This is a genomic window from Pseudaminobacter soli (ex Li et al. 2025) (assembly GCF_003012705.1).
Lineage (GTDB): Bacteria > Pseudomonadota > Alphaproteobacteria > Rhizobiales > Rhizobiaceae > Pseudaminobacter > Pseudaminobacter soli.
Window position 1 is genome coordinate 17,619 of sequence record NZ_PXYL01000005.1, and the last position, 24,783, is coordinate 42,401.

Consider the following 24,783-nt stretch of genomic DNA (forward strand, 5'->3'; position numbering starts at 1 on the left):
TCAGCCCCGCATGGCCCGGCCGCGGCCGTAGAACAGCATCAGCACCAGAAGCGTCGCACCGAACACCATCTGGCGGCCGGATTCGTCGATATGGACGGTGGTCAAGATGCTCTGCAGGATGACCAGCAGCACCGCACCCGCCATAGTGCCGGTGTAGCCGCCCTTGCCGCCTGCCAATGGCGTGCCGCCCAGCACCACCGCGATGATGGAAGGCAGCATGTATTGCTCGCCGACATTGGAGAAGGACGAGCCGGAATAGCCGAGCAGGCAGACGCCGGCGAGCGCCGCAAAGACTCCCGACAGCACGAACAGCCCGACGCGGATGGTCTTCACCGGGACGCCGGCCATGAAAGCCGCCTGCTCATTGGAGCCGATTGCGTAGATGCGGTAGCCGAACACGGTGCGCTTGAGCAGGAACGCCATGAAGAGGCCGATGGCGATCCAGAGCCAGATGATGCCCGGCAGACCAAAGAGCAAGGGCTGTGTCACGAACTGGGACAGAGCTGGCGCTGCGCGGCCGGACGGAATGCCGTTGCGGATGACGACGAGAAGCCCCTGAAGCACGCCCAGCATGCCGAGCGTCATCACCAGCGGCGGAATGCGCAGCAGTGTGATGCCAAGCCCGTTGAACAGGCCAAAGAGCGCGCCGACGCTGACCGCGACCAGAACCGCCGGCAAGATGCCGCTTTCGGCTCCGTTCATGACATTGCCGGCCAGGATGGCGGCCAGCGAGACGATGCCGCCGACCGAAAGATCGATCCCTTCACGCCCGCCAATGATGACGAGGTTCTGGCCCGCTGCGACGATACCCATGACCGATGCGACGACCAGCAGGCGCAGGATCTGTTCGGCCGAGGCAAAGCCCGGCGACAATGCTTCGCCGAGCGCCAAGAGCGCCACGATCAGGATCAGCGCGACGACCAGCGGGCGCTTCAGGAACTCAATCGCCTTCGAAGGAGCGGCGGTAACGGAGACTGCCGTCTCGGTGCTCATGCGCGCGCTCCCCGGCTGACGAGGATGCCGGCCATCAGCGCAGTCAGGATAGCGAGGCCTTGCACAAGGTTCTGCCATTCAGACGGCGTGCCGACGAAGAAGACCAGCGAGTTGATGAGGCCGATGATGAGGGCGCCGATCAGCGAACCCGTCACCGTCCCTGCCCCACCCGACAGAGCCGAGCCGCCGAGCACCACGGCCGCGACGCTGTAGAGCGTCATCTTGCCGCCGACGAGCGGATCGCCGCTTGCGGTGTCGCCTGTGATGCAAAGCGCTGCGAGCGCCGAAAACAGCCCGCACAGCACATAGCCCTTGATGCGGATCAGCGTGACCGGCAGACCGGTCTGGAAGGCGGCCATGGCGTCATCGCCAACCGCCAGCATCTGAGTGGTCAATCTCATGCGCGCCAGCACGCCGAGCACGATGGCGACTGCCGCCACCACGTAGAACACGAAAGGGATGCCGAAATAAGTGCCGCCATAGGTCATCCAATAAGCCTCCGGCGCCGGCGTGCCCGCCACCGGCAGGACGTAGAGAGCAAGACCGGTGAAGAAGATGCTGGTCGCGAAAGTGGCGACGATGGCCTGCAATCTCAGCCCTGCAATCATGATGCCGTTGGCGACGCCGCAGGCAAGGCCCGTCAGGATGCCGACCAGGCAGGCGGCGATGACCGTCAGCCCGCCGCCGCCCCACTTCTCCATCAGCACGATGATGACGACATTGACGAGCGAAACGATGCTGCCGACCGAAAGGTCGATATCGCCGGAGAACACGACATAGGTCTGAGCCACCGCCAGCAGCATCAGCGCCAGATAGGTGCTGAACAGGCCAGTGATGGAGCCGAAGCTCAGGCTACGCGGCTGGAAGAAGCCATTGAGCGCCACCAATGCAATGAGAATGATGAGGGCCGGCACAAAGGGAAAGCGCTGCAGCACGCTTTTGAGCGGGCTGGTATTCATCGCAGGAGTAGAGATGATCTGTTGCATCAGGCGGCCTCGTAGGCGGCGTGATAGAGATTGTAGCGCGTTCGGTCCGCGCCGGTGAGTTCGCGTGTGACCGACCCGCTGTTGAAGACCAGGATGCGGTCGGCATTGTTGAGCAGTTCGGCGTCCTCGGACGAATAGAGCACGATACCCATGCCATTCTCCGCCAGCTTGCGGATCAGCGCGAAAAGATCGGTCTTGGCCGCGAGGTCGATGCCCTTGGTCGGATCGTCGAGCAGCAGCACGTCCGGCCTATCGATCAGCCAGCGTGCGATGACGACTTTCTGCTGGTTGCCGCCGGAGAGAGAATTAATCGGCTGCTCCAGCCCCTGGAACTTTGTCTTGAGCGCCTGCAGCGGCCGCATAGCCCGCTCGCGCAGGGAGGCCGGACGCGCCAGCGCCAGCTGGTTGCGCAGGAAATGGATCGGCGTGACGTTTTCGAAGATCGGCCGTCCCTGCAGGATGCCATCTCGGCTGCGATCGCCCGAGACATAGGCGCAGCCATGCGCGATCGCCTCGCGCGGCGACTTCATCGCGATCTGCTTGCCGTTCAAGGCGATCGTGCCGGTATGATGCGCGTCAGCACCGAAGATCGAGCGCATCACCGCCGACTGTCCCTGCCCGTGCAGGCCGCCGAAGCCGAGGATTTCGCCCTTGGCGACCTCGAAGCTGACATTGCGGAAACCGGGCCCGCTCAGCCCCGACACCGAAAGCACGGCCGACCGCTGCGCTTGATGAGCAGGCGGCGCCACCGCAGGCGTTGCCAGATCGTCGCGCTCGCCAACCATCTGGCGGATGACTGACGCCTGGTCGGTCTCGGAAATCTTCGACGTACCGACAGTCTCGCCATCGCGGATCACGGTCACGCGGTCGCCAATGGCAAAAATCTCGTCCATGCGGTGCGAGATGAAGACGATGGCGCGGCCTTCCGCCTTTAGCTGGCGCAGTATTTCGAAGAAGCGATCGACCTGCGCCCGATCGAGAGCCGAGGTCGGCTCGTCAAAGATGAGAATGGATGCCTCGGTGGCCAGCGCCTTCATGATCTCGACCAGCTGCCGCTGATCGGCACGCAGCGTGTTCACCGGCGCGTCGGCCGAAAAACCCTCTCCGGCGACATCGGCGAATGCCTCGATGATGCGCGCGGCCTTTGCCTCCAGCGCGGCGCGGTCGACGAACACGCCGCCCTTCACCGGCAACGCGGGCATGCAGATATTCTCGGCCACCGTGCGCCGGGCAGCCAGCGAAAGTTCCTGGTAGAAGATGCCGATGCCGAGTTCGCGCGCCGCCTGCGGACCGGCAATGGTGACCGGCTTGCCGTCGAGCAGCACCTCGCCCGCATCCGGCTTCACGCTGCCGGCAACGATTTTGCACAGCGTGCTCTTGCCCGACCCGTTCGAGCCGATCAGCACATGGACTTCGCCGGGAAGCAGATGAAGGTCGCCACGGCGCAAGGCGAGCGTCGCGCCGTAGGCCTTGCGCGCGCCGCGTATCAGCAGCTCGGACATTGTTTCGGTTCCTATCGAGCGGTTCATCCGTTGCGGATGCCCCTCTACCCTATTCACTGCCCCGCAGCATCGCCTTGCGTCCAATCGGGTGCAAGACATCGCGAGCGCAGAGCCTTAGCGCTGGCCCTATCGCGGCCTAGCGGTCGCGAGAGCGCGTTCCAAAGGAAGGAGGAAGGCGCTCTCGCAGGGAGGAATTACTTGAACAGCTTCTCAGCGTCCTCGATGGAAAGCTGGCTGGTGTAGGAATAGTAGCCAGGCTTGCCGTCGACCGCCTGGGCGGCTTCATCGAGGTTCTTGTTGTCGATGAACGGGATCGGCAGATACATGGCGTTGCCATACTGGCCAGCTGTCGCCGGCTCCTTGAGCTCCTTGGCCTGCAGCATCAGCACAGCGACGTTGAGCGCGCTGGCCATCACGCCGGGCGGGTTCACCGACGCGCCGGAGTTCAGCTTGTCAGCCTTCCAGATGTCGATGAAGTCCTTGCGGATTTCGCCGGTGGCGGCGATCGACGAACCCTTCTTGGCATCGATGATCGACTTCCAGGCGCCAGCGGCCATGCCGTCCTGCACCCAGACGCCATTGATGTCCGGATAGGTCGCGAGCAGGTTCTGCATGGCCTGCTGGCCCTGCGCCTGATCCCAATTCGCATTCACCTCGTTGACGACCTTGATATCGGGATACTGGCCGAACACTTCCTTGTAGCCGGCTACGCGCATCTCGTTTGCCGGATGACCGGCGACGCCGTTGATGGCGACCACATTGCCTTTGCCGCCCAGCGTCTCGGCCAGCCACTTGGCGCCGGCAGCGCCCCAGCCCTTCTGGTCGATGCCGACATAGGTGGCGTCCTTCGACGACACTTCGGCGTCGGTGGCAATCACAAGGATGCCCTGCTGCTTGGCCTGCTTGAAGATCGGATCGAAGGCCGTCGGGCTGTTCGGATTGATGATGATGGCGTTGACGCCCTGGCTCATGAAATTGCGCACATGGGCGATCTGGCCCGGCACGTCGACATTGGCGCTCTGCACCACGACCTCGACATTGACGCCCTTGGCCTTCCAGGCTTCGGCCGCAGCCTTGGCCTCATCAATCATCTGGGTGCGCCACTCGCTGCCTACCCAGCCATTGCTCAAGCCGATCTTGAAATCCTCTGCATGCGTCGAAAACACCGACACCGCCATCGCGGCAACGGTGGTCAAGGCAAACATCGTGGACTTTTTCATGAGTTCCCTCCCAAAAAAACTGAACCGAGGCGAGATTATCCGAAATGAAATCGATTTCAATAGACGTTATTGGACTCCGATTGGCGATTTCTGGGGAAATCGTTCGCACCGCGGAACCGACCAGGCAGACGGGAGAACTGCTAAGGGCAGCAATAGTGAAAACTTGGCCAGTTCGAGTGAAGCCAGGGGGAAATCAAACTCCGGACGCGGACCGCACGCCCTTCACCCAACTGCCGCCTGCGACATAGACGCCCGCCTCGCGAAAGTTAACAACGTGTTAAATTTTCAGGTTTGCTGTTGGAATCCCGTGGGTTACATTCGCTACGAATCAACCGGCCGCGAATGGTTCGGCGCCCAATAGACCCCATCTGCGGGAAGGTATTGGCGTTCGCCCGATATTGAGGCAGCCGGTGACACCACCGTGTTCTGGTGCGTGTTTTCGTAACAAGTAAAGGCGTTTTCAGGCTCGGTTACTGACTAGGTCAGTGCTCGGGCATGCAGACAGATTCCGGCCATCCCGAGCCCCCGAATTGCATGGCAATGACAAGTCTCGCCGTTGAAAAAAGCTCATTCGAGCCCCCTGCCGCCAAGCCGGCAACGCGCGGCGACCTGACAACCTTTCTCATGGAGCAGACCGAGGCGGTGGGCGCCGACGCCTACATGCTCGTGGCTGTCGTGCACGACCAGGACCAATCGGACGCTCGGATCATCGCCTCGAACTGGATCTACGACGCGATCCAACTCGCCGGCCAGAAGCTGATCGCAACCCTGGCGCAGAGCTCCTTTGCCGCCTCTCCGGGCGGTAGGCCGCGCGCGATCGTGACGGCCGCAGCGCCAGCCCTCGAAGGCATTGGCGGCGAAGACATCAAGCTCCTCGACGTGCTCGGCCACAGCGAGATCTACGCGCTAAAACTCTTTGTCGGCCGCCAGCCCCTGTTTCTGCTTTTCTCCGCCGCTTCGATCGCGCGCATCGATCTCGCGGCATTGATCCAGGCACAGTTCGAGTGCTGTTACGGGCTGTCGCGCATGTCCGAGGTGCTGGGTGCCGCCGTCATGCAGGATCCGCTTTCGGATCGTGAGCGCGAGTGCCTGTTTTGGGTCTCCGAGGGCAAGACCACCGACGAAGTAGCGGTAATCCTCGGTGTCTCCTCGAACACGGTCAACAGCTACATCACACACGCAATTCGCAAGTTCTCGGCCAGCAATCGCGCCATGGCGGTGGCGACTGCAATCAGGAGCGGCATCATTTGACACGCGCAGCCGCACATAACGCCACTCCGGCTTCCTCCGAACCCAAGAATCCGTTTGGCTTCGCCACTCCCGGCCTCGAGCAGCATCCGGCCGTGACCATTCCTGACGCCGCGCGCCGCTGCCGCTGGATCGCCGTCGACCTAAACGCCAGCAGCTTCGGCGTGTTCTTCGTCAACCCTTCGGCGGAACGGGCCCGCCTGGCGCCCTGCTTCGACGCGGATTATCCCCGCACCACAGGCTTCACAAAACTCATCTGCGGCGAGAGCTGCGAGGAGCTGACGCGGCACGCTCGCGTCTCCACGCTGCCCTGCTGGTGGAGCAGCGACAACGGCTCCGTCTCTGCGACAAATCTTGCCGCACTCACTTGGACAACCCGGATCACGCCGGTGGGCTCTGAAGGATCAGGCATCGCCTTCCCCGCCTATGCCGAACGCGGCCAGTGCGGCCTGGTGATCTTCTCCGGCGCCGAGATCAGGCTTTCGGCCGAACAGCTTCCCGGCATCCACGCGCGCTGCTTCGCCCTGTTTTCAGCCGTCGCACGCATGCAGACCGAAGACAGCGGCAGGCTCCCCTCCATCTCCAAGCGAGAGCTGGAGTGCCTCAAACTGACCGCGAATGGGCTGACCAGCGAAGAGATCGCCAGCCGGCTGAAGCTTTCCGTGCACACGGCCAACCAGTATCTCACCAACACCACGCAGAAGCTCAACGCGGTCAACCGCATGCATGCGGTCGCCAAGGGCTTGCGCCTCGGCCTGATAGAATAGGTCAGACCATCGGAACCGTGGGCCGGATCCGCGTCCGTTCGACCGCGGCTTCCAGGAATGCCGTGTTCCGTTCGGGATCACCGTCGGGCTTATCGAAGGCGACGTAATTGATCTCGACCGAGGCATGCAGGGCCGTCAGCGTCAGTGTGAAATAGACAGTGACGCCGGCGGGTCTCAACTCAAGATCGAGCTCGATGCGAGGCGCGTCGATCCAGGTGACATGCGCCTCTCCGCCATGCCCGAGCTTCAGAGCGCCGGGCATGAAAAACAGTTCGGCAGCCGAGTCCACAATATCGGAAATACAGCCGAACTGCTCAAGACGAATATATGAAATATAATCCGCGACGTCGACGAGCCGGAGCTCGCTGACTACCTCTTTTATTGCGTTCGCGACTATGATCTCGCGAGATGATGCATGCGGTTGTTTCATCATGAAACGACTTTGCGCGCCTTGTTGCTGTAGACGATGCGGATTAATTCCGCGACTGCCTGGTAGAATTTAGTCGGGATAACATTATCCACCGAAACTTGCTTGTACATGGAGCGAGCAAGCGCAACGTCTTCGAATATCGGAATATTGTGCTCTTCGGCGATTTCCCGGATTTTCAGCGCAACCAGATCCTGCCCCTTGGCCAGCACGACGGGCGCCTGATCCTCGTCACGCACATATTTCAGGGCAATTGAATAGTGGGTCGGGTTTGCGATCACCAGCGTCGCCTTTGGCACCGCCGCCATCATGCGCCGCCGTGCCCGGTCACGGCCGAGCGAGCGCAGACGGGACTTGATGATCGGGTCGCCTTCGGACTGCTTCAGCTCGTCCTTGACCTCCTGCTTGGTCATCTTGAGTTCCTGGCGCCAGTGGAAGCGCGACCACACAAGGTCGGCCGTCGCGATCACGCCCATCACGACCACGATAGACACAAGGATATGGATAAGGATGCTGCGCACCGTCAGAACGAATGCCGTCGGATGGGTGATCATCCCAGCCAGAAGGTCGCGATACTCGCCCTTCAGCGTGAAGATCAGCACGAGAACCACGAAGCCGAGCTTTCCCAGCGACTTCAGGAACTCCACGAATCCCTGGACGCCGAACATCCGACTCCAGCCTTTCGCGAGTGAAATCCGCGACGCCTGCGGGCGAATGCGCTCGGCAACGAATTGTGGCATGTTCTGGAGAACTGAAGCCGCGACGCCCGCGACTACCAATAGCACCATCATCGTGCCGAGCAGCTTGGCGATCTGCAGGAATACGACCCGATAAAGCTCGATGACGTCCTGCGCGTTCGCCAGCGGCCAGGCCTCCGGCTTCTCCAGGAATATTCCGAGGAACCAGCCAAGCTGGGTGATGTTGCCCTGGGCGAAAAACGTCGCAAACACCAGGATGGCGATGAAGGAGGCGAAGATCGAAATTTCCTTCGAGACCGGCAATTTGCCCTTCTCGATCGTATCTCGAACCTTCTTCTCTGTGGCCTCTTCTGTTTTGCTCTCTTTGTCAGCACCCTCGGACATGGCGCGATTGCCTCAGGCCGCAGCTCAGGCTGCGCTTTGGGCGCTGGGCAGTTCGAAGGCACCTTCCAGCGACATGCGGATCGCCTGGGAGGCGATGGCCCGCCTCGCGGTGATCACGTCGGACATGGTCACTTCGTCTGCTCCCTGACCAAGCTCGGACTCGATCATGCGCCGTGTACGCGCGCTGATGGACGACAGAACCGCCTCGGCCAGTTCGGCTGGTGCGCCGCGCAGGCAGAGCGTGAGCGTTTCGGTGGACAGTCCGTCGAACAGCGCAACGCGCGCCTTCTGGGAAAGGAAGACGACGTCCTCGAAGGAGAACATGCGGGCGCGGATGCCATCGAGATCGCTGGTGCCTTCCAGCTCCAGATCCCGCATGACCTCGTCGGCCTGATCCTTATTCATTTCGTTGAGCAGGCTGGCGACCCGGCTCTGGCCGGCAGAGATGTCCTTGTTTGCCCGCTCCGAAAGAACGCGGCTGCGAAGCTGGTTTTCAACGATCTGCGTCGCAGAGTCGGGAATGACACCCATCGACATCATGCGTTTCAGTATCTCGCCCCGAAGCGGCTTTTCGAGAGCCAGCAGCACATTGGCTGCGGCCGACGGCGCCAGTTTCGACATGATGACTGCCGAGGTCTGCGGATGCTCGACGTTCAGGAAATCTGCGACACGGGCCGGATCGACCCTTTGCATTTCAGGCCAGACCGGCGTCAGCACTTCCTGCATGCCGGACCCGCCACGCCCCATGATGGCGTTCATCTCTTCGGGCGAAAGCGACTCGGTGAGGATCGCGTTCATGTCGTCGGCAGAGTCGAGCAGGCCCGCACCTTCCATGAACTCGGCCTCGAACTCGGCGACGATCTGCTCCAGATCGGCTTGCGGAATTGTGCGCAGCAGCCGCGCGGCCTCGATCAGCGCCTTGAGTTCCTCCTGCTTGAAGAACTTCAGCATACGGCTCGCCGACGGCTTGCCCATGGCGACAAGAATGGCCGCGGCCTTCTGCGCGCGCGTCAGCGAGGCCAGCGTATTCATGCCGAAAGTATTCCTGCTAAGGCTAGTGAGGCGCTATGCTGCATCATGCCGGCTTTGCCGCCGTGATGATTTCCGTCAGCTTGATGCCGAAGCGCGACGGGTCGTTTTCCAGGACGGTGATTTCGCCGCGCGCGATCCTGCGGCCGTTGACCACCACGTCGACCGGCTCACCGATGCGCCGGTTGAGCGCCACGGTCGACCCCTTCTGCAAGGCCATCAGTTCCGACACCTGCATGTCCGCGCTGCCGAGCACGGTCTGCACTTCCACCGGGATGTTCATGATGACAGCGGCGTTCGAGGCCGGACGCTCCGGCTTCGCCTTCTCCTGCGGCCGCTTGTCCTCCTCGTGGAGAGCTCCGCGCAGTTCCTCGATTGCCCGGTTGAGCTGGTCCTCCGGGATATCGCCGTCTACTTCTGCGCCGATCTCGTTCATCTGCCTCTCCACTTCGGGCCACCTCGAAACAACGCCAGGCGTCATTCCGGCAACAACGTATCCATGAGGTCCTGGCCGGCATCGAAAGGATGCCTGATTCGGACCGTGTAATTCTGCCCTAATTTACCGAATTCGCACACAAACAGCGTCATGTTGCGCGCAGAAAGCCGGGCCTGCGACTGCGCCGCTTCTTCGAGTTCGATGATCTGGCCTTCCTGCAGCAAGGCAATCTCGCCGAGTGTCATGCGAGCGACCGGCAGCGTCGCCTCCAGGGTGACGGTCGAGCGCCTCACTTCTTCGCCGAAGCGCTCCTGCCATTCGGCCTCCGGCTCGGCATTCTCGGCCTTTACGCCAGCGTCGCCGCGATGCTTGAGCAGCACGCGCTGTGGCATGGTCAGAACGATCAGCCCCGCGTTCACGCCCGCCGATATCGAGAAAACCACGCGCACGGCCGGACCATCGCGCAGGATGTGCCGCTTAAGTTCGCCGCCTGTGATCGCCGCCGGCAATGGCAGCCGGAACTCGAACGCCCGTGGACCGGTGCCGTTCATGGCCTTGGCGATCTCTTCGAACACCATGGTCGCGACTTCGGCTTCAGTGGGCGACAAATCGCGATCGATCGGCTGGACAGGCCGTTCGACATCGCCGCCGAAAAGAGCGTGGACGACAAGCGCGACCGCCGCCGGATCCATCGACAGGATCAGGGCATCGGGCGAGGAAACCGATGCCGCAATGGTCATGGCATGGCGACTGTTCGACGGGCGGGCCTGAGCGAAGCGTCCCAGCTCCACCGACTGGACCTCGATGTCGAGCGGCGAAGCGAGCTTGCCGTTCAGCCCCTGCATGACAGCCGAAAGCGACCTTTCGGTTAGTGCCTTCGCGGAGGAGATGACGCGATCGGGCTCGCCGGTATCGCCGACCAGACGCTCGATGATGAATGCGCGTGTTTCTGCTGGGCTCGCAGGGCTCACCATGTCTGCCCCCTATTCCGGTCGCTCACGTCGGTCCTCACGCAGCCTTCTTCGTGTCGAAGTTGGTGTTCATCGTGCTCTGCTCGACCGCGTCGATCGACGGGCGATCATAAGAGGAGATGGTCTTCCGGCCGAACTCGATGGCCACCTGCGGCAGCGAGCCGTTGAGATAGGCCAGCAGCGTCTGCTTCACGATCACATAGAGACGGTTGTTCTTCTCACGCACGATCTTGATCTTGGTGGCGATCGGCCCGACCACCGCGTAGGACAGGAAGATGCCGAGGAAGGTACCGACCAGGGCCGCGCCGATCAGCGCGCCGAGGATTTCGGGAGACTGGTCGAGCGCACCCATCGCCTTCACGACGCCAAGCACCGCAGCAACGATGCCGAGAGCCGGCAGGCCGTCGGCCATCGCCGTCAGCGCGTGATAGGGCTTCAGCTTGTCGGCGCGGATGGTGTGGATTTCCTCATCCATCAGCGCTTCGATCTCGTGCGGCCGCGCACTGCCGATAATGATGAGGCGACAATAGTCGCAGATGAAATGCGTGAGATCCGTCTTCTTCAGGACGCTCGGGAAAGCCTGGAAGATGACCGAACCTTCAGGGTTGTCGATATGGGCTTCCACCTCGCTGCGCGATTTGGAGCGCAGCTCGCGCATCAGGCTGTGCAGCACGCCGAGCGTCTCGAGATAGTCCTGCTCCTTCGGCACGGCCTGTTTGAAGGCTTCCATGCAGCCCTTGGCAGTGTCCTTGACCGTCGAGAGCGGGTTGGCGACCAGGAACGTGCCGATCGAAGCACCCATGATGATGACAGCTTCCCAGGGCTGCACGAGGACGTTGACGTGCCCGCCCATTGCCATGAACCCACCAAGCACGCAGCCCAGGGTCACAACGATACCTATAAGAATGCCCACCGTCAGTCCTTCCGCGAGTCGACTTCCATCCGAGCAGTAGCGACCGTGCCTTGTGTGAGGCTTGAATCACTGTTCAGTGCTGTCTCCACCACAAGGGACAATTCGACGATCAAGCTTCAGTTTCGCGCAAGGAAGTTGGGATAGCCTCGTCGGATAAGTTCGGGCGGAGACTGCCAAGTGCTCAACACCTATGCCAGCTATCAGCTGATCACGAGAGACATCGACAAGTCGCTGAACCGCGTCCAAAAGCAGCCCTTGGTGGACCGCGAGACGAAGTACTACCTTGAGAATATCACCAAGGTTAAGTCGATCGACGAGTTCGTCAAGAACGATCGGCTGTTCAAATACGCGATGAAGGCCTTCGGCCTCGAGGACATGGCCTACGCCAAGGCCTTCATGGTCAAGGCCCTCAAGGAAGGCGTCTCCGACCCCAACAGCTTTGCCAACAAGCTTACCGACAAGCGCTACGCCGAATTCGTCAAAGCCTTTAACTTCGCCGCATATGGCGAGCAAGCGACCGTCTACAATATGGCGCAGCAGCTCGCGACCCAGAACTACGCCACCCAGGTGAAGATCGACGGCATCGATCCGAATTCGGATGCCGTCAAGGCAGAGACTAACTACTATCTGGCGAACATCGTCAAAGTGACGTCCATCGACGGCCTGCTGTCCAACGACAGGCTCTACCAATATGCCATGAAGGCTTTCGGGTTGAGCACTAGCGACTTTAGCAAGGAAGACATGCGAAAGATGTTGGAAGGCGGGGTGCGCGACACCAAAAGCCTTGCCAACAAGTCGGACAATACGCGGCTCAAAGCCTTCGTGACCGCCTACAATTTCGAGGCGCTCGGCGAGAGCGCCACTACCTACAACGCGGCGCAACAGCCGGCCACCGCCAAATACTTCAGACAGACTCTGGAAGAGGACGCCGGCAAGGACAATGAGGGCGTGCGCCTGGCGCTCTATTTCCAGCGCAAGGCTCCAACAATCACCAGCTTCTACCAGATTCTGGGCGATACCGCGCTCTCCCAGGTGGTTCGTACCATGCTCGGCCTACCCGATTCGTTCGCTCAGACGGACATAGACAAGCAGGCCCAGTATCTAGAAAAGCGATTGAAGATCAGCGATTTTTCTGACCCGAAGGCGCTGGACAAGCTGCTCACGAGATTCACCACCATGTGGGAGATGGACAACCCGTCCACGACCGAACAGACCTCGCTCAGCGTCCTGTTCCAGCCCGTCGAATACGGTGTGTCGACCAACCTGATGCTGGCAATCCAGAAAATGAAGAGATGAGGACAAGTACGTGCAGGATGGTCTTTACGTCGCCCTTTCGTCGCAGATCGCGCTGGAGCGCCGGCTAAACACGATCGCCGACAACGTCGCGAACGCGTCAACCGTCGGCTTTCGCGCCACCGGCGTGAAGTTCGAAGATGTCGTGTCCGGTCTCGGCCAGAAATCGATGGCATTCGTCTCCACCGGAGACACCTATCTGTCGACGCAATCCGGAGGGCTGCGCCAAACCGGCAACCCGCTCGACTTTGCGATCAAGGGCGACGCGTGGTTCGGCATCCAGACGCCAGCCGGCACCGTCATGACGCGCGACGGCCGCTTCACCCTGACGGAGAACGGCGAACTGGTCACCGTCGAAGGCTACCCGGTGCTCGACGCTGGCGGCGCGCCGATCCAGCTCGATCCGCGCGAAGGCGTGCCGGAAGCGAGCGCCGATGGCATGCTGCGCCAGAACGGCAACGCGGTCGGCGCACTCGGCCTCTACAATTTCGACCCGGGTCTCAATTTCACCCGCTACGCCAACTCCGGCATCATTCCCAACGGCCAGCCCGAACCGGTCGTCGACCGCGTCGACGTCGGCGTGGCCCAGGGCTTCATCGAAGAGTCCAATGTCAATCCGGTTCTCGAGATGACGCATCTGATCACGGTTCAGCGCGCGTTCGAAAACACCGCCGCCCTGATGCGCAGCTCCGACCAGACCTTCAGCGAAGCCGTTCGCACGTTGGGCTCGAAGTAAGCACGACAGATGTCGAACGCCTTGCCGGTTGCGGCTACCCCGACTGACACGTCCGAGCACCAACGGAACAACCGGCTGACGATCCTTGAGCGAAGCTTCCGGCGCATTGCCGACGAGCGCACGCTCGTCAAGCGCGGCGGACGCATAACGGAAGTGTCGCCGACCAACTATCGGGCGCACGGTCTTTCGAGCACGGCTCGGCTCGGCGACATTGTCGAACATCGGGGCAACACGGGTACGCGGCGCGGTGAGATCATACAGATCGACGCCGAGGAGGTGCTCATCGCTCCCTTCGAGCGTACCGCGGACGCCGGCGTTGGCGATCTCGTCTTCAATCGTGGCCCCTTCGCTATTGCTCCTCATGCTTCCTGGCGCGGCCGCGTGATCGACTCGCTCGCCCGCCCGATCGACGGCGGCCCGGCGCTGATCGAGGGCGAGTCCCACGAAGTCGGCGATGCCACGCCGCCGGCTGCCCTCGCCCGCCAGCGCGTCGCCACCTCGTTCCTCACCGGCGTGCGTGTCATCGACATCTTCACCCCGATCTGCTTCGGCCAGCGCCTGGGCATCTTCGCCGGCTCCGGCGTCGGCAAGTCGACGCTTCTGGCCATGCTGGCCAGCGCCGAGGCCTTCGATACCGTCGTCGTGGCGCTGGTTGGCGAACGCGGCCGAGAGGTGCGCGAATTCCTGGAAGACACCATCGGCAAGGCCGGCATGGCCAAGACGGTGGCCGTGGTGGCCACCAGCGACGAGAGCGCCATGATGCGCCGGCGCGCGCCGGACACCGCCATGCGGGTGGCCGAGTGCTTTCGCGAACGCGGCGATCGCGTGCTGCTGGTGCTCGATTCGATCACCCGCTTTGCCCATGCCCTGCGCGAGGTCGCCATCGGCACAGGCGAGCCGCCGATCGCGCGGGGCTATCCTGCTTCGGTTTTCACCGATCTGCCCAAGCTGCTGGAGCGCGCCGGCCCCGGCGTGGAGGGATCGGGCTCCATCACCGCCATCATCTCGGTGCTGGTCGATGGCGACGATCATAACGATCCGGTGGCGGATTCGGTGCGCGGTATTCTCGACGGGCACATCGTGCTCGACCGCGCCATTGCCGAGCAAGGCCGCTTCCCCGCGGTCAACCCTCTGGCTTCCATCTCGCGCCTTGCCGGCAAGGCTTGGAGCGAGGACGAGCGAATGCTGGTGACACGGCTCAAAGCCATGATTTCGCGCTTCGAGGACACTCGCGACATCCGCCTGCTCGGTGCCTATCAGCCCGGAATGGACGCCGAACTCGACATGGCCGTGCGCCAGGTGCCGCTGGTCTACGAAGTGCTGACGCAATCGCCGGCCGACCAGCCTTCGACCGACCCTTTGGCCGATCTGGCCCGCCACCTCAGAGCGAAGGACAAGCCCAATGCAGCTCAGCCAGATTGAGCAAACCCTTCAACAGATGCTCGAGAAGGAGCAGGAAGTTGAAATGCAGGCGCGTCAGGAGCGCAGGAAGCGCTTCAGGGTGCTGCGGCTGCTCGAGCGCTGGGGCGTCGGTTCGGAAGGCGCACGCAAGGCGGACCGTCGCGGCGATCTCATCATCGCCGGAATGGGCATCACCCTCGGCCTCGTCTGCGCGCTGTTTCCCTGGTACATCTTCTTCAACCCCGACAAGTTCGGCGTTCAGGCTCTGAAGTTCGGTGGAGACGGTCATGGCGGGCGCAGGCCGGTCGCCTCGATCTCCCATAGGCTGGCGGGTAACGACTTCCCATCGGATGACATCGCGGCGCTCGACAAGATCGACTTTTTCCCCACCGGCACGCTTCCCGACAAGGACGAGCGCGTGGCGGTGCCCAACCAGCCGTTCCCTGTCGTGGAAATGCCTTATCGCATGGTCCATGCCGTCAACGGTCGGGCTCTCATCGAGGACGAAGCTGGCCTTTGGGTGGTCCAGCCGGGCGCTTTGCTGCCCGATAACAGTCGCGTTGCCTCCATCCAGCAACGCGCCGGCAAATGGATCATGGTCACCAGCGCCGACAAGGTCGTGGAACTCTCGCGCTAAGCACGGCCATCATCCTGGTTAAAGCGGCATCTGGCTTCCATGTCGGACACCGCTTCAACCGTCGCGTTTCGCCGCGCCACCTCGATCAAGGGTTAACAGTTCCTGAATCGGCGCAAGGCCCGCGCAAGACTGGCTGCCTACAGTCTGGAAATCTGCCGGAGATTTCTATGCAGCCTGTCAATTTATTCAATCTCGCTTCCACGCAATCGCAGTGGCTTTCCGTTCGCCAGTCGGCCATTGCCGGCAACATCGCCAATGTGAACACGCCCGGCTACGGCACCGCCGAAGTTGAGCCTTTCGAGAAGGTTCTCAACAACAAGAGCGTCGGGCTGACCGCCACGCAGGAAGGCCACTTCGCCGCCGGCGTCACCAATGCGGCCTTTGCCGTGCGCAACGAAAACACCACGAACTCTGTGCTGCCGTCGAAAAACTCGGTCGTGCTTGAGAACGAACTGATGAAGGCCGGCGACGTGCGCCGCACCTTCGAGCTCAACACGGCGATCGTCAAATCGTTTCATCGCATGATGATGCTGAGCGTGAAGGGCTGACCGGCATGGACGCGCTTTCCGCCACGCTCAAGGTCGCCGCTTCCGGCCTGACCGCCCAATCCGAACGACTGCGCATCGTCTCGGAAAACCTGGCCAACGCCCAGTCGACCGGCAGCACGCCGGGCTCGGAACCCTATCAGCGTAAGACCATCATCTTCTCCGCCGCGCTCGACCGCCAGGTGGGAGCCTCCCTGGTCAATGTCGCCTCGATCGACCGCGATCACTCGGCATACCCGACCGAGTATCTGCCCGGTCACGAAGCCGCGGACGACAAGGGCTACGTGAAGATGCCCAACGTCAACGTGCTGGTCGAAATGGCCGACATGACCGAGGCCAACCGCTCCTACGAAGCCAATCTCCAGGTCGTCAAACAGGCGCGCGACCTCATTTCCATGACCATCGATCTTATGAAAGGCCAATCATGATCAGCGGCGTCGGCGCAGTAAACCAGATCCTGTCGAAGGATGCCGGCAGCGTCACCGGCATGTCCCCGACCGGCGCTCCCACCGGCATCGATGCAGGCCAGTCCTTCGCGGCCATGGTTTCGGACGTGGCAGATCGCACCATCGGGACGCTCCAGAACGCAGAGCAGGTCTCGGTCAAGGCGCTGCAGGGCGACGCCGACATGCGCCAGGTCGCAGACGCGGTCATGAATGCCGAGCAGTCGCTGCAGGCGGCAGTCGCGATCCGCGACAAGATCGTCACCGCCTATCTCGAAATCAGCCGCATGGCCATCTGAGGGAAGCCGGTATCATGAAAGCGCTCGCCATCGCCGCCACCGGCATGAACGCCCAGCAGACCAATCTCGAGGTCATCGCCAACAACATCGCCAACATCAACACCACCGGCTACAAGCGCGCACGCGCCGAGTTTTCGGATCTGATCTACCAGGTCGACCGGCTGCAGGGCGTGCCGAACCGCGCCAATGCCAACGTTGTGCCCGAGGGTGCTTCGATCGGTCTTGGCGTCAAGACCGCGGCGGTGCGCAACGTCCACATCCAGGGATCGCTCACCAACACCGGCAATTCCTACGATCTCGCGCTGACCGGCAAGGGCTGGTTCCAGGTCGAAGGCGCGGATGGCCAGACGCTCTACACCCGCGCGGGCGCCTTCAACATCAACGGCACGGGCCAGTTGGTCACCGCTGACGGCTTTACCGTTTTGCCGGCAATCACGGTTCCCACCGACGCTGTCGAAATCATCGTCAACAAGTCGGGTCAAGTCTTCGCGCGGCTCGACGGCCAGACCGATCTCCAGCAGCTGGGCCAGCTGACGCTTGCCAATTTCGTCAACGAAGCAGGTCTTGCTCCGCTTGGCGACAATCTGTTCCAGGAAACCGTAGCCTCCGGCCCTGCCAATGTCGGCGTACCCGGCGATCCCGGCTTCGCCCAGGTTCAGCAGGGCTATCTGGAAGCCTCCAACGTCGATCCGGTCAAGGAAATCACCGAACTGATCTCGGCCCAGCGTGCCTATGAAATGAACTCGAAGGTCATTCAGGCCGCCGACGAGATGGCAGCGGTCGTTTCGAAGAACATCAGGTAAGAGCATGACGTTGCGCGCCTTTCACCGTCTCGTCGTCGCGGCCGCAGCCGGCCTGACGCTGATTGCGGGCGCCGCGCCGGCAATGTCCGGAGAGACGGTGGCGGTCACCAATCGCGTCATCTATCCCGGCGAGGCCATTCCGGCCGATGCGTTGAGGGAAGTGATACTGCGCGACGGCAAGGTGCCGCCTTCCGCCGTCGCGATGTCGATCAACGACATCGAAGGCAAGATCGCCCGCCGCACGCTGCTGCCCGGACGCTACATCGCGATGGCAGCCGTGCGCGACGCCTGGCTGGTCGAACAGGGCGCATCGGTTCAGATGGTTTTCATCTCGGGTCCGCTTACCATTTCAGCGGCTGCGGTCACGCTTCAGCCAGGATCCGCCGGAGATCTCGTGAAGGTTCGCAACATCGACAGCGGCAAGATCATCAGCGGCACCGTGATGGCCGACGGCACAATTCGGGTCAGCGATCTATGATCCGCGCATTCACTCTTACTCTCGCTGTTCTCCTCGGATTGCAGCCTGCCTTCGCGGACGGCCCCGAGGGCCAGCTTCCGGGCACCTTGAAGGGTCCCGTCGCCGGTGCAACCGCGCCGGGCGCCGGTGATATCGACGGTGGCGGCTTCGTCACCACCGACAGCCGCTATGCCACGAGCCATATCCCCGGCTCGGGCGGCCCGATCTCGCGCATCAAGGACATTGCGCAGCTTCAGAGCTCGCGTGACAACCAGTTGGTCGGCTACGGTCTCGTGATCGGCCTGCAGGGCACGGGCGACAGCCTGCGCAACGCACCCTTCACCGAGCAGTCCATCCGCGCCATGCTGGAAAATCTCGGCATCGCCAGCGAAGGCGGCCGCACGCGCGCCAAGAACGTCGCCGCCGTCATCGTCACGGCCAACATGCCGCCCTTCGTGCAATCCGGCACCCGCATCGACGTCAGCGTCTCCTCGATGGGCGACGCAACCTCTCTCCAGGGCGGCACGCTGATCATGACGCCTCTGAAGGCGGCAGACGGCGAAATCTATGCCGTGGCGCAGGGGCCGGTCTTCATTTCCGGCTTCGACGCACAGGGCCAGGCCGAACGCGTCACGCAGGGCGTGCCGACTGCCGGCCGCGTGCCCAACGGCGCGATCATCGAGCGCCAGGTGCAGGCCGCACTCGGCGACCAGGCCGTGCTGACGCTGCAGCTGCGCAATGCAGATTACTCGACTGCGGTGCGCGTCGCGGACGTGATCAACGAATATTCCTCCGCGCGCTTCGGCAAGCGTGTTGCGGCTGAGCAGGATGCGCGGACGGTCATGATCCGCCGGCCGCAAGGCATCTCCACGGCCCGCTTCTATGCGGAACTCGAGAACCTGGTGGTCGAAACAGATGCCCCGGCTCGCGTCGTCGTCGACGAGCGCACCGGCACCATCGTGATCGGCCAGGACGTGCGGATCTCTCGCGTCGCGATCAGCCACGGCACGCTGACGGTGCGCGTCACCGAGATGCCCAAGGTCGTGCAACCTGAGCCGTTCTCGCGCGGTGTCACGGCGGTCGAGCCTTCCACGGCCATCGACATCGCACAGCCGAACGCCAAGGTTGCCATCCTCGACGGACCGAACCTTGAAACGCTGGTGGCAGGCCTCAACCGGCTCGGCGTGAAGCCGGCGGGCATCATCGCCATCCTTCAGGGCATCAAATCTGCCGGCGCCCTGCAGGCCGACCTCGTGCTGCAATAGGTGGACCGCCAATGACCGCGCTTCCTCCTTCCAAAATCCCGACGCTTCAGAGCCGGCTGCTGGCGGGCATTGCGGCAACGTTGCTGCTGTGCGCCAGCCCGGCGGCCGCCGAAATGGCCTCCAACGAGGAAGCCGCGGCGGAGCCGGCAAGCGCCGAAACCACAGGCACGGTCCCACCCGCCGGCGCCGAGCCGCAGCAGACCGAGATCGAGCGCTTCTGCTCCAACATCACCGACGCCGCCCGCGACCGTCGCTATGCGCTGCAGCGGCAGGAACTCGAGGCGCTGCAGAAAGACATCGACCAGCGCATGAAGCTGCTGGAGGAAAAGCGCGCCGAATACGAAGGCTGGCTGAGGCGGCGCAACGATTTCCTGTCGAAGACAGAGGACAATGTCGTCAAGATCTACTCGACCATGAAGCCCGATGCCGCCGCCGAGCGGCTGGCGTCGGTGGACGTGCTCGTCGCTGCCGGCATCCTGATGAAGCTCGACGCCCGCAAGGCCGGCGTGATCCTCAACGAAATGAATAGCAAAGCCGCCGCCGCGCTGACCGCCATCATGGCCAGCGCCACGCGCAAGGAAGACCCTTCATGAAACGCCTCGCCCTTGTTGCCCTGGCCGTGACGGCCCTGTCCGGCTGCGCGACCAGGCCGGAAGAGATCGGCAAGGAGCCTGCCCTCACCCCCGTCGGTGCGGGGCTGGGACGGCCGCCCGAACTCTACAGCTATCCCCAGCAGCCCACCACGCCGGGCAAGCGCTATTCGCTTTGGAACGACCGCGCGCAGAGGCTGTTCACCGACGCGCGCGCCCTGGCGCCGGGCGACATCCTGACCGTCAAGATCGAGATCAACGACCGCGCCCGCTTCAAGAATGAATCCGACCGCGACCGCAAGGTAGGCCGAACGCTCGGCGCTGGCATGAATTTCGGCTGGAATGGTGCCAAGCAGGGCGGCTCCTTCGACGCCAATGTGAATTCCAACACCTCAACCAAGGGCTCAGGCAGGACCGAGCGTTCGGAAACTATCGAACTGTCGGTTGCCGCGGTCGTCGGCGACGTGCTGCCCAATGGCAATCTGGTCATCAGCGGTTCGCAGGAAGTGCGCGTGAACGCGGAGCTGCGCGTGCTGACCATCGCCGGCATCGTCCGGCCGCAAGACATCGGGCCGAACAACACCATTCCCTACGACCGCATCGCCGAGGCGCGCATTTCCTATGGCGGTCGCGGGCGCCTGACCGAGGTCCAGCAGCCGCCCTACGGCCAGCAGGTCCTCGACAACGTGCTGCCCTTCTAGACCTGGGAACCATACGCCATGTCGATGATCGAGCTAGCAGATCCCAAAGCCAAAGGGCCTTCCCTACTCATCCAGGGCGCAGTGCTGCTTGCCATGACTTTGGCCGCGGTCGGGCTTGGCTGGGTTTCCGGTCAATATCTGTACAGCGACCAGGCCACCAAAACGGAAGAGGCCGCGTCGCATGACGGCCACGCGGCCGAGAAACCAGCGGAAGCGGAAGCAAAGCGTGTCGAGATCAAGCTCGCCCCTTTGACCACCAACCTCGCTGTGCCGAGCGACATGTGGCTGCGCATCGAAGCTTCCATCGTGCTCGACGGGCCGGCGCCGCAGGCGCTCGCCGATGATATCCATCAGGACTTCCTCGCCTATCTGCGCACCCTTCGCGTCTATCAGATCGAAGGAGCCACGGGCCTCCGCAACCTGAAGGCCGATCTTGAGGATCGGGCCAGGATCCGCAGCGACGGCCACGTCAAGCAGGTGCTCATACAAACGCTGCTGTTCGAATGAAAAAACTCGCCCTTACCGCCCTTACCCTGATCGCGACCGCATCGGCCGCGAGCGCACAGCAGATCAACCTTGGGGCCATCGGCCAGGCCGACGGACAGACCGTCGGCTACATCATCCAGATGTTCGGCCTGCTCACCGTGCTCTCGGTGGCGCCTGGCCTGCTCATCATGGTGACGAGCTTCACGCGCTTCGTCATCGCCTTCTCGATCCTGCGCTCTGGCATGGGCCTGCAATCGACGCCGGCTAACCTGATCCTCATCAGCCTTTCGCTGTTCATGACCTTCTATGTCATGTCGCCTACCTTCGACCAGGCATGGAACAACGGTGTGCGGCCGCTGATGAACAACGAGATCACCCAGCAGCAGGCGCTGGAGCGCATCTCCGATCCGTTCCGCCAGTTCATGGTCAAGCATGTGCGCGACAAGGATTTCGACCTTTTCGCCGATCTAGCCCGCGAAAAGGGCCAGACGATTTCGCGCGAGAATGTCGATCTTCGCGTGCTGGTGCCGGCCTTCATGATCTCGGAAATCCGCCGCGGCTTCGAAATCGGCTTCCTGATCGTGCTGCCTTTCCTGGTCATCGACCTGATCGTCGCGACCATCACCATGGCCATGGGCATGATGATGCTGCCGCCGACCGTCGTGTCGCTGCCCTTCAAGATCCTGTTCTTCGTGCTTATCGACGGCTGGAACCTGCTCGTGGGCAGCCTCGTGAGGTCGTTCTCTTGATTTCCTTTCGACATTGCATCGCCGGTCGATCGCTCGCGTATGCGTGCCTGTAACACCTTGAATCTACGCAAAATCCCAGTCAAAGTTCGATTTCTTGTTTTTGGGTCTATGCGTTAGTCTTTTGGTAGGAAATCCCCTCCATAAAGATAGTCATACAGGGAGGGTGGCTTGACTAGGCCACAGGCATGATGCCGCTCCATCCTGGCCGGTAGCTCCCGGCATGTCCCTCCAGAATTTCATTGCTTTAAGGGGCAATTCACATGTCGAGCCTTCTCACCAACGCGTCCGCAATGACCGCTCTGCAGACGCTGTCGCAGACCAACAAGAACCTCGCCACCACCCAGAACCGCATCGCGACCGGTCTCCGCGTTTCGACCGCTTCGGACAATGCCGCTTACTGGTCGATCTCGACCGGCATGAAGGCGCAGAACGCCGTCAACCAGTCGGTCAAGGAATCGCTGGGCTTCGGCTCGGCCGTCGTCGATACGGCGTACACTGGCCTCAACTCGGCTATCGAGCTCGGCACGAAGATTCTCGCGAAGCTGGCTTCCAACGAGCAGGGCGGCATCGATACCGGCGCCACCGACAAGGAAATCACCGCGCTCAAGGACCAGATCGCGCAGATCGCCAAGTCGGCCGACTTTGAAGGCCAGAACCTGCTGAAGACTGGTGGTGGCGACCTGACCGTTCTCGCCGGCTACGTCAAGGATTCGGGTACGGCCGACACGATCACGGTGGCCGCCTACGACCTCGAAGCGGCGGACTTCTCTGACCTCGGGACCGCCGAGTCGACGCTCAAGGCCATGCGCGAAGCTGCCGCCGACATGGGCGCTTCCAAGATCCGCATCGACTCGCAGCTCGACTTCACCTCGAAGCTGATGGACGCTGTCGACCGCGGCATTGGCTCGCTCGTCGACGCCGACATGAATGCCGAATCGGCTCGCCTCTCGGCTCTGCAGACCCAGCAGCAGCTCGGCATCCAGGCGCTGTCGATCGCCAACTCCAGCACGCAGTCGATCCTGTCGCTCTTCCGCGGCTAATCGATCTCGTATCGCTGACAGACTTCGGGCCGCGCTCTTCGGGGTGCGGCCCGATTCATTTTCGCACAAGCTTCGGCCTCTACTGTCCCGGCGGATAGACATGCAGGAGCCGTCCGACCGTGCCGCAGCAACTTCAGACAATCATCTCGAATCTGCAGAGCTTTGGCCCACGCAAGCTTGGGATGATGGCCGCGGTGGCCGCCATCGTGCTGGCCGTGATCGGCATCGGCGCCGTCTATCTCAACCGCCCCGCCTACGAGACGCTCTATGTCGGGCTTGAACGCTCCGACGTGAACCAGATCGGGGTCGTCCTCGGCGAGGCAGGTATTCCCTTCGACATCGGTTCGGACGGCACCTCGGTGCTGGTTCCCGTCGGCAAGACAGCCAATGCGCGCATGCTGCTCGCCGAAAAGGGCCTGCCCACCAGCACCAATGCCGGCTATGAGCTGTTCGACAATGTCGGTTCGCTCGGCCTGACCTCCTTCATGCAGCAGATCACCCGCGTGCGTGCGCTGGAAGGCGAGATCGCCCGCACGATCCAGTCGATCAACGGCATTCGTGCCGCGCGCGTCCACATCGTTCTGCCCGAGCGCGCAAATTTCCGCCGCGAAGAGCAGCCGCCTTCAGCCTCGGTCGTCATCCGCGCTTCCAACGATATCGACTCCATTAAGAGCGCAATGTCGATCCGCCAGCTCGTCGCCGCCGCCGTGCCCGGACTGAGCGCCGACAAGGTTACGGTTCTCGATTCGAGCGGCAACCTGCTTGCCACGGGCGACGACCCGATCAATTCCAGCGCCAGCCGCTCGCTCGGCGTCGAGCACACCGTCGAGACGCAAATCGCGGAAAACATCCGCCGCGCGCTGGCCCCTTATCTCGGGCCTGACAACTTCCGCGCCAGCGTCAAGGCCGACATCAACACCGACTCCAAACAGACCGAAGAGACCATCTTCGATCCGGAGTCGCGCGTCGAACGTTCCGTGCAGGTGGTGCGCGCCAACGAGAATTCGAACCGTCGCGATGCCGCAGCTCCGGCCACCGTCGAGCAGAACCTGCCGGACGCCAACCTCGCGCCGGCTCAAGGCCCGCAATCTTCCGAGCAGAACGAGCGCAAGGAAGAGACCACCAACTACGAGATCAACTCCAAGCGCATCGCCACCGTCAGCAACGGTTACACCGTCACCAAGATGTCGATCGCGGTCGTGGTCAACCAGCAGCGCCTGACGGAGATCCTAGGCAAGGATGCCACGCCTGATATGATCGCCCAGCGTGTCGCCGACATCCAGAAGGTCGTGGCCTCCGCCACCGGCTTCGACCAGGGTCGCGGCGACCTCATCAACGTGTCGGCAGTCGAGTTCATCGACGGGCTGGATGGCGTGCAGGTGCCGCAGCCGGGCATGCTCGACGCGCTCGGCCAGCACATCGGCACCATCATCAACGCCGCCGCCTTCGTTGTCGTGGTGTTCCTCGTAGCCTTCTTCGGCCTGCGTCCGATGGTTGCCAGCCTGACCGGCAACAGCAGCAGCTCAGCGTTCGAACTCCCGGCTCCTGGCTTCGACGATATGCCGCTGCCTCTGCCGGGTCTCGCGAATTTGGGTGGTGGCCAGCCGTTCCAGCTGCCCCCGCTCGACGATAACCCGGTGGACGACCTGCGCTGGAAGCTCAAGCCGGCGCCGCAGGAACGCCTGGCCCGCATGGTCGATCTCAACGAGGAACGCACTGCGCTCATCCTGCGCAAGTGGGCCCATCAGGAAGCCGCAGGTTAAG

At 62.5% G+C, this 24,783-nt stretch carries 28 protein-coding genes; 18 read left to right on the forward strand and 10 right to left on the reverse strand.

Annotation, left to right across the window (positions count from 1 at the left end; translation table 11 throughout):
- The 4 genes from C7I85_RS11500 to C7I85_RS11515 form a co-directional block, all read right to left on the reverse strand.
- Positions 1-993: an ABC transporter permease gene (locus tag C7I85_RS11500; protein ID WP_106724135.1), complete on the reverse strand. Its 993-nt coding sequence runs from the start codon at positions 991-993 to the stop codon at positions 1-3.
- Positions 990-1,979 (reverse strand): ABC transporter permease, encoded by a 990-nt coding sequence (locus C7I85_RS11505; protein ID WP_106724136.1) that lies wholly within the window; start codon positions 1,977-1,979, stop codon positions 990-992. The genes C7I85_RS11500 and C7I85_RS11505 overlap by 4 nt, the downstream gene beginning before the upstream one ends.
- Positions 1,979-3,481, reverse strand: coding sequence for a sugar ABC transporter ATP-binding protein (locus C7I85_RS11510; RefSeq protein ID WP_106724137.1), 1,503 nt, complete (start codon positions 3,479-3,481; stop codon positions 1,979-1,981). The genes C7I85_RS11505 and C7I85_RS11510 overlap by 1 nt, the downstream gene beginning before the upstream one ends.
- Before the next feature lie 194 nt (positions 3,482-3,675).
- Positions 3,676-4,701, reverse strand: coding sequence for a substrate-binding domain-containing protein (locus C7I85_RS11515; RefSeq protein WP_106724138.1), 1,026 nt, complete (start codon positions 4,699-4,701; stop codon positions 3,676-3,678).
- Between the two features lie 540 nt (positions 4,702-5,241).
- On the opposite strand from C7I85_RS11515, the gene C7I85_RS11520 reads away from it, so the two are divergent.
- Together C7I85_RS11520 and C7I85_RS11525 are read left to right on the forward strand one after the other, a co-directional pair.
- Complete coding sequence (locus C7I85_RS11520; RefSeq protein WP_181257151.1) at positions 5,242-5,952, forward strand: helix-turn-helix transcriptional regulator; 711 nt, start codon at positions 5,242-5,244, stop codon at positions 5,950-5,952.
- The gene (locus tag C7I85_RS11525) at positions 5,949-6,716 is read left to right on the forward strand and encodes a helix-turn-helix transcriptional regulator (RefSeq protein ID WP_106724139.1); all 768 of its coding nucleotides are present in this window, start codon (positions 5,949-5,951) and stop codon (positions 6,714-6,716) included. The genes C7I85_RS11520 and C7I85_RS11525 overlap by 4 nt, the downstream gene beginning before the upstream one ends.
- 1 nt (position 6,717) lies before the next feature.
- Here the strand turns inward: C7I85_RS11525 and C7I85_RS11530 are convergent, their stop codons facing one another.
- The 6 genes from C7I85_RS11530 to motA are packed head-to-tail and all read right to left on the reverse strand — an operon-like array spanning position 6,718 to position 11,574.
- A complete protein-coding gene (locus C7I85_RS11530) occupies positions 6,718-7,149 on the reverse strand; it encodes a hypothetical protein (protein WP_106724140.1) in 432 nt (143 codons plus the stop codon).
- Entirely contained in the window at positions 7,146-8,225 is a 1,080-nt protein-coding gene (gene flhB / locus C7I85_RS11535) for a flagellar biosynthesis protein FlhB (protein ID WP_106724141.1), read from the reverse strand. The genes C7I85_RS11530 and flhB overlap by 4 nt, the downstream gene beginning before the upstream one ends.
- A gap of 24 nt (positions 8,226-8,249) precedes the next feature.
- The gene (locus C7I85_RS11540; protein ID WP_106724142.1) at positions 8,250-9,257 is read right to left on the reverse strand and encodes a flagellar motor switch protein FliG; all 1,008 of its coding nucleotides are present in this window, start codon (positions 9,255-9,257) and stop codon (positions 8,250-8,252) included.
- Positions 9,258-9,300: 43 nt separating this feature from the next.
- Positions 9,301-9,690: a flagellar motor switch protein FliN gene (fliN, locus tag C7I85_RS11545; protein WP_106724143.1), complete on the reverse strand. Its 390-nt coding sequence runs from the start codon at positions 9,688-9,690 to the stop codon at positions 9,301-9,303.
- A gap of 41 nt (positions 9,691-9,731) precedes the next feature.
- Complete coding sequence (locus C7I85_RS11550; RefSeq protein WP_106724144.1) at positions 9,732-10,664, reverse strand: FliM/FliN family flagellar motor switch protein; 933 nt, start codon at positions 10,662-10,664, stop codon at positions 9,732-9,734.
- 34 nt (positions 10,665-10,698) lie between these two features.
- Positions 10,699-11,574, reverse strand: coding sequence for a flagellar motor stator protein MotA (gene motA, locus C7I85_RS11555; RefSeq protein ID WP_106724145.1), 876 nt, complete (start codon positions 11,572-11,574; stop codon positions 10,699-10,701).
- Positions 11,575-11,751: 177 nt separating this feature from the next.
- Here motA and C7I85_RS11560 point away from each other — a divergent pair, with 177 nt between their 5' ends.
- From C7I85_RS11560 to fliF, 16 genes are all read left to right on the forward strand, one after another.
- Entirely contained in the window at positions 11,752-12,870 is a 1,119-nt protein-coding gene (locus C7I85_RS11560) for a DUF1217 domain-containing protein (protein WP_106724146.1), read from the forward strand.
- Between the two features lie 10 nt (positions 12,871-12,880).
- Positions 12,881-13,603: a flagellar basal-body rod protein FlgF gene (flgF, locus tag C7I85_RS11565; protein ID WP_106724147.1), complete on the forward strand. Its 723-nt coding sequence runs from the start codon at positions 12,881-12,883 to the stop codon at positions 13,601-13,603.
- 9 nt (positions 13,604-13,612) lie between these two features.
- Complete coding sequence (gene fliI, locus C7I85_RS11570) at positions 13,613-15,025, forward strand: flagellar protein export ATPase FliI (protein WP_106724148.1); 1,413 nt, start codon at positions 13,613-13,615, stop codon at positions 15,023-15,025.
- Positions 15,006-15,641, forward strand: coding sequence for a hypothetical protein (locus C7I85_RS11575; protein WP_106724149.1), 636 nt, complete (start codon positions 15,006-15,008; stop codon positions 15,639-15,641). The genes fliI and C7I85_RS11575 overlap by 20 nt, the downstream gene beginning before the upstream one ends.
- A gap of 167 nt (positions 15,642-15,808) precedes the next feature.
- Positions 15,809-16,189 (forward strand): flagellar basal body rod protein FlgB, encoded by a 381-nt coding sequence (gene flgB, locus C7I85_RS11580; RefSeq protein WP_106724150.1) that lies wholly within the window; start codon positions 15,809-15,811, stop codon positions 16,187-16,189.
- 5 nt (positions 16,190-16,194) lie between these two features.
- A complete protein-coding gene (flgC, locus tag C7I85_RS11585; protein WP_106724151.1) occupies positions 16,195-16,614 on the forward strand; it encodes a flagellar basal body rod protein FlgC in 420 nt (139 codons plus the stop codon).
- The gene (locus tag C7I85_RS11590; protein WP_106724152.1) at positions 16,611-16,928 is read left to right on the forward strand and encodes a flagellar hook-basal body complex protein FliE; all 318 of its coding nucleotides are present in this window, start codon (positions 16,611-16,613) and stop codon (positions 16,926-16,928) included. The genes flgC and C7I85_RS11590 overlap by 4 nt, the downstream gene beginning before the upstream one ends.
- Positions 16,929-16,942: 14 nt before the next feature.
- Complete coding sequence (gene flgG, locus C7I85_RS11595) at positions 16,943-17,731, forward strand: flagellar basal-body rod protein FlgG (RefSeq protein WP_106724153.1); 789 nt, start codon at positions 16,943-16,945, stop codon at positions 17,729-17,731.
- Between the two features lie 4 nt (positions 17,732-17,735).
- The gene (gene flgA, locus C7I85_RS11600) at positions 17,736-18,209 is read left to right on the forward strand and encodes a flagellar basal body P-ring formation chaperone FlgA (protein ID WP_106724154.1); all 474 of its coding nucleotides are present in this window, start codon (positions 17,736-17,738) and stop codon (positions 18,207-18,209) included.
- The gene (locus C7I85_RS11605; protein ID WP_106724155.1) at positions 18,206-19,453 is read left to right on the forward strand and encodes a flagellar basal body P-ring protein FlgI; all 1,248 of its coding nucleotides are present in this window, start codon (positions 18,206-18,208) and stop codon (positions 19,451-19,453) included. Before flgA ends, C7I85_RS11605 begins: the two co-directional genes overlap by 4 nt.
- A gap of 11 nt (positions 19,454-19,464) precedes the next feature.
- Entirely contained in the window at positions 19,465-20,046 is a 582-nt protein-coding gene (locus tag C7I85_RS11610; protein ID WP_106724156.1) for a MotE family protein, read from the forward strand.
- The gene (flgH, locus tag C7I85_RS11615) at positions 20,043-20,744 is read left to right on the forward strand and encodes a flagellar basal body L-ring protein FlgH (protein ID WP_106724157.1); all 702 of its coding nucleotides are present in this window, start codon (positions 20,043-20,045) and stop codon (positions 20,742-20,744) included. The genes C7I85_RS11610 and flgH overlap by 4 nt, the downstream gene beginning before the upstream one ends.
- 18 nt (positions 20,745-20,762) lie before the next feature.
- Positions 20,763-21,251: a flagellar basal body-associated FliL family protein gene (locus C7I85_RS11620; protein ID WP_106724158.1), complete on the forward strand. Its 489-nt coding sequence runs from the start codon at positions 20,763-20,765 to the stop codon at positions 21,249-21,251.
- Positions 21,248-21,979 carry a flagellar type III secretion system pore protein FliP gene (gene fliP, locus C7I85_RS11625; RefSeq protein WP_106724159.1) on the forward strand — a complete coding sequence of 244 codons (732 nt, stop codon included), beginning with the start codon at positions 21,248-21,250 and terminating at the stop codon, positions 21,977-21,979. Before C7I85_RS11620 ends, fliP begins: the two co-directional genes overlap by 4 nt.
- Before the next feature lie 260 nt (positions 21,980-22,239).
- Positions 22,240-23,019: a flagellin gene (locus tag C7I85_RS11630; RefSeq protein ID WP_106724160.1), complete on the forward strand. Its 780-nt coding sequence runs from the start codon at positions 22,240-22,242 to the stop codon at positions 23,017-23,019.
- Positions 23,020-23,138: 119 nt separating this feature from the next.
- Entirely contained in the window at positions 23,139-24,782 is a 1,644-nt protein-coding gene (gene fliF / locus C7I85_RS11635) for a flagellar basal-body MS-ring/collar protein FliF (RefSeq protein WP_106724161.1), read from the forward strand.
- Position 24,783: the final 1 nt, after the last annotated feature.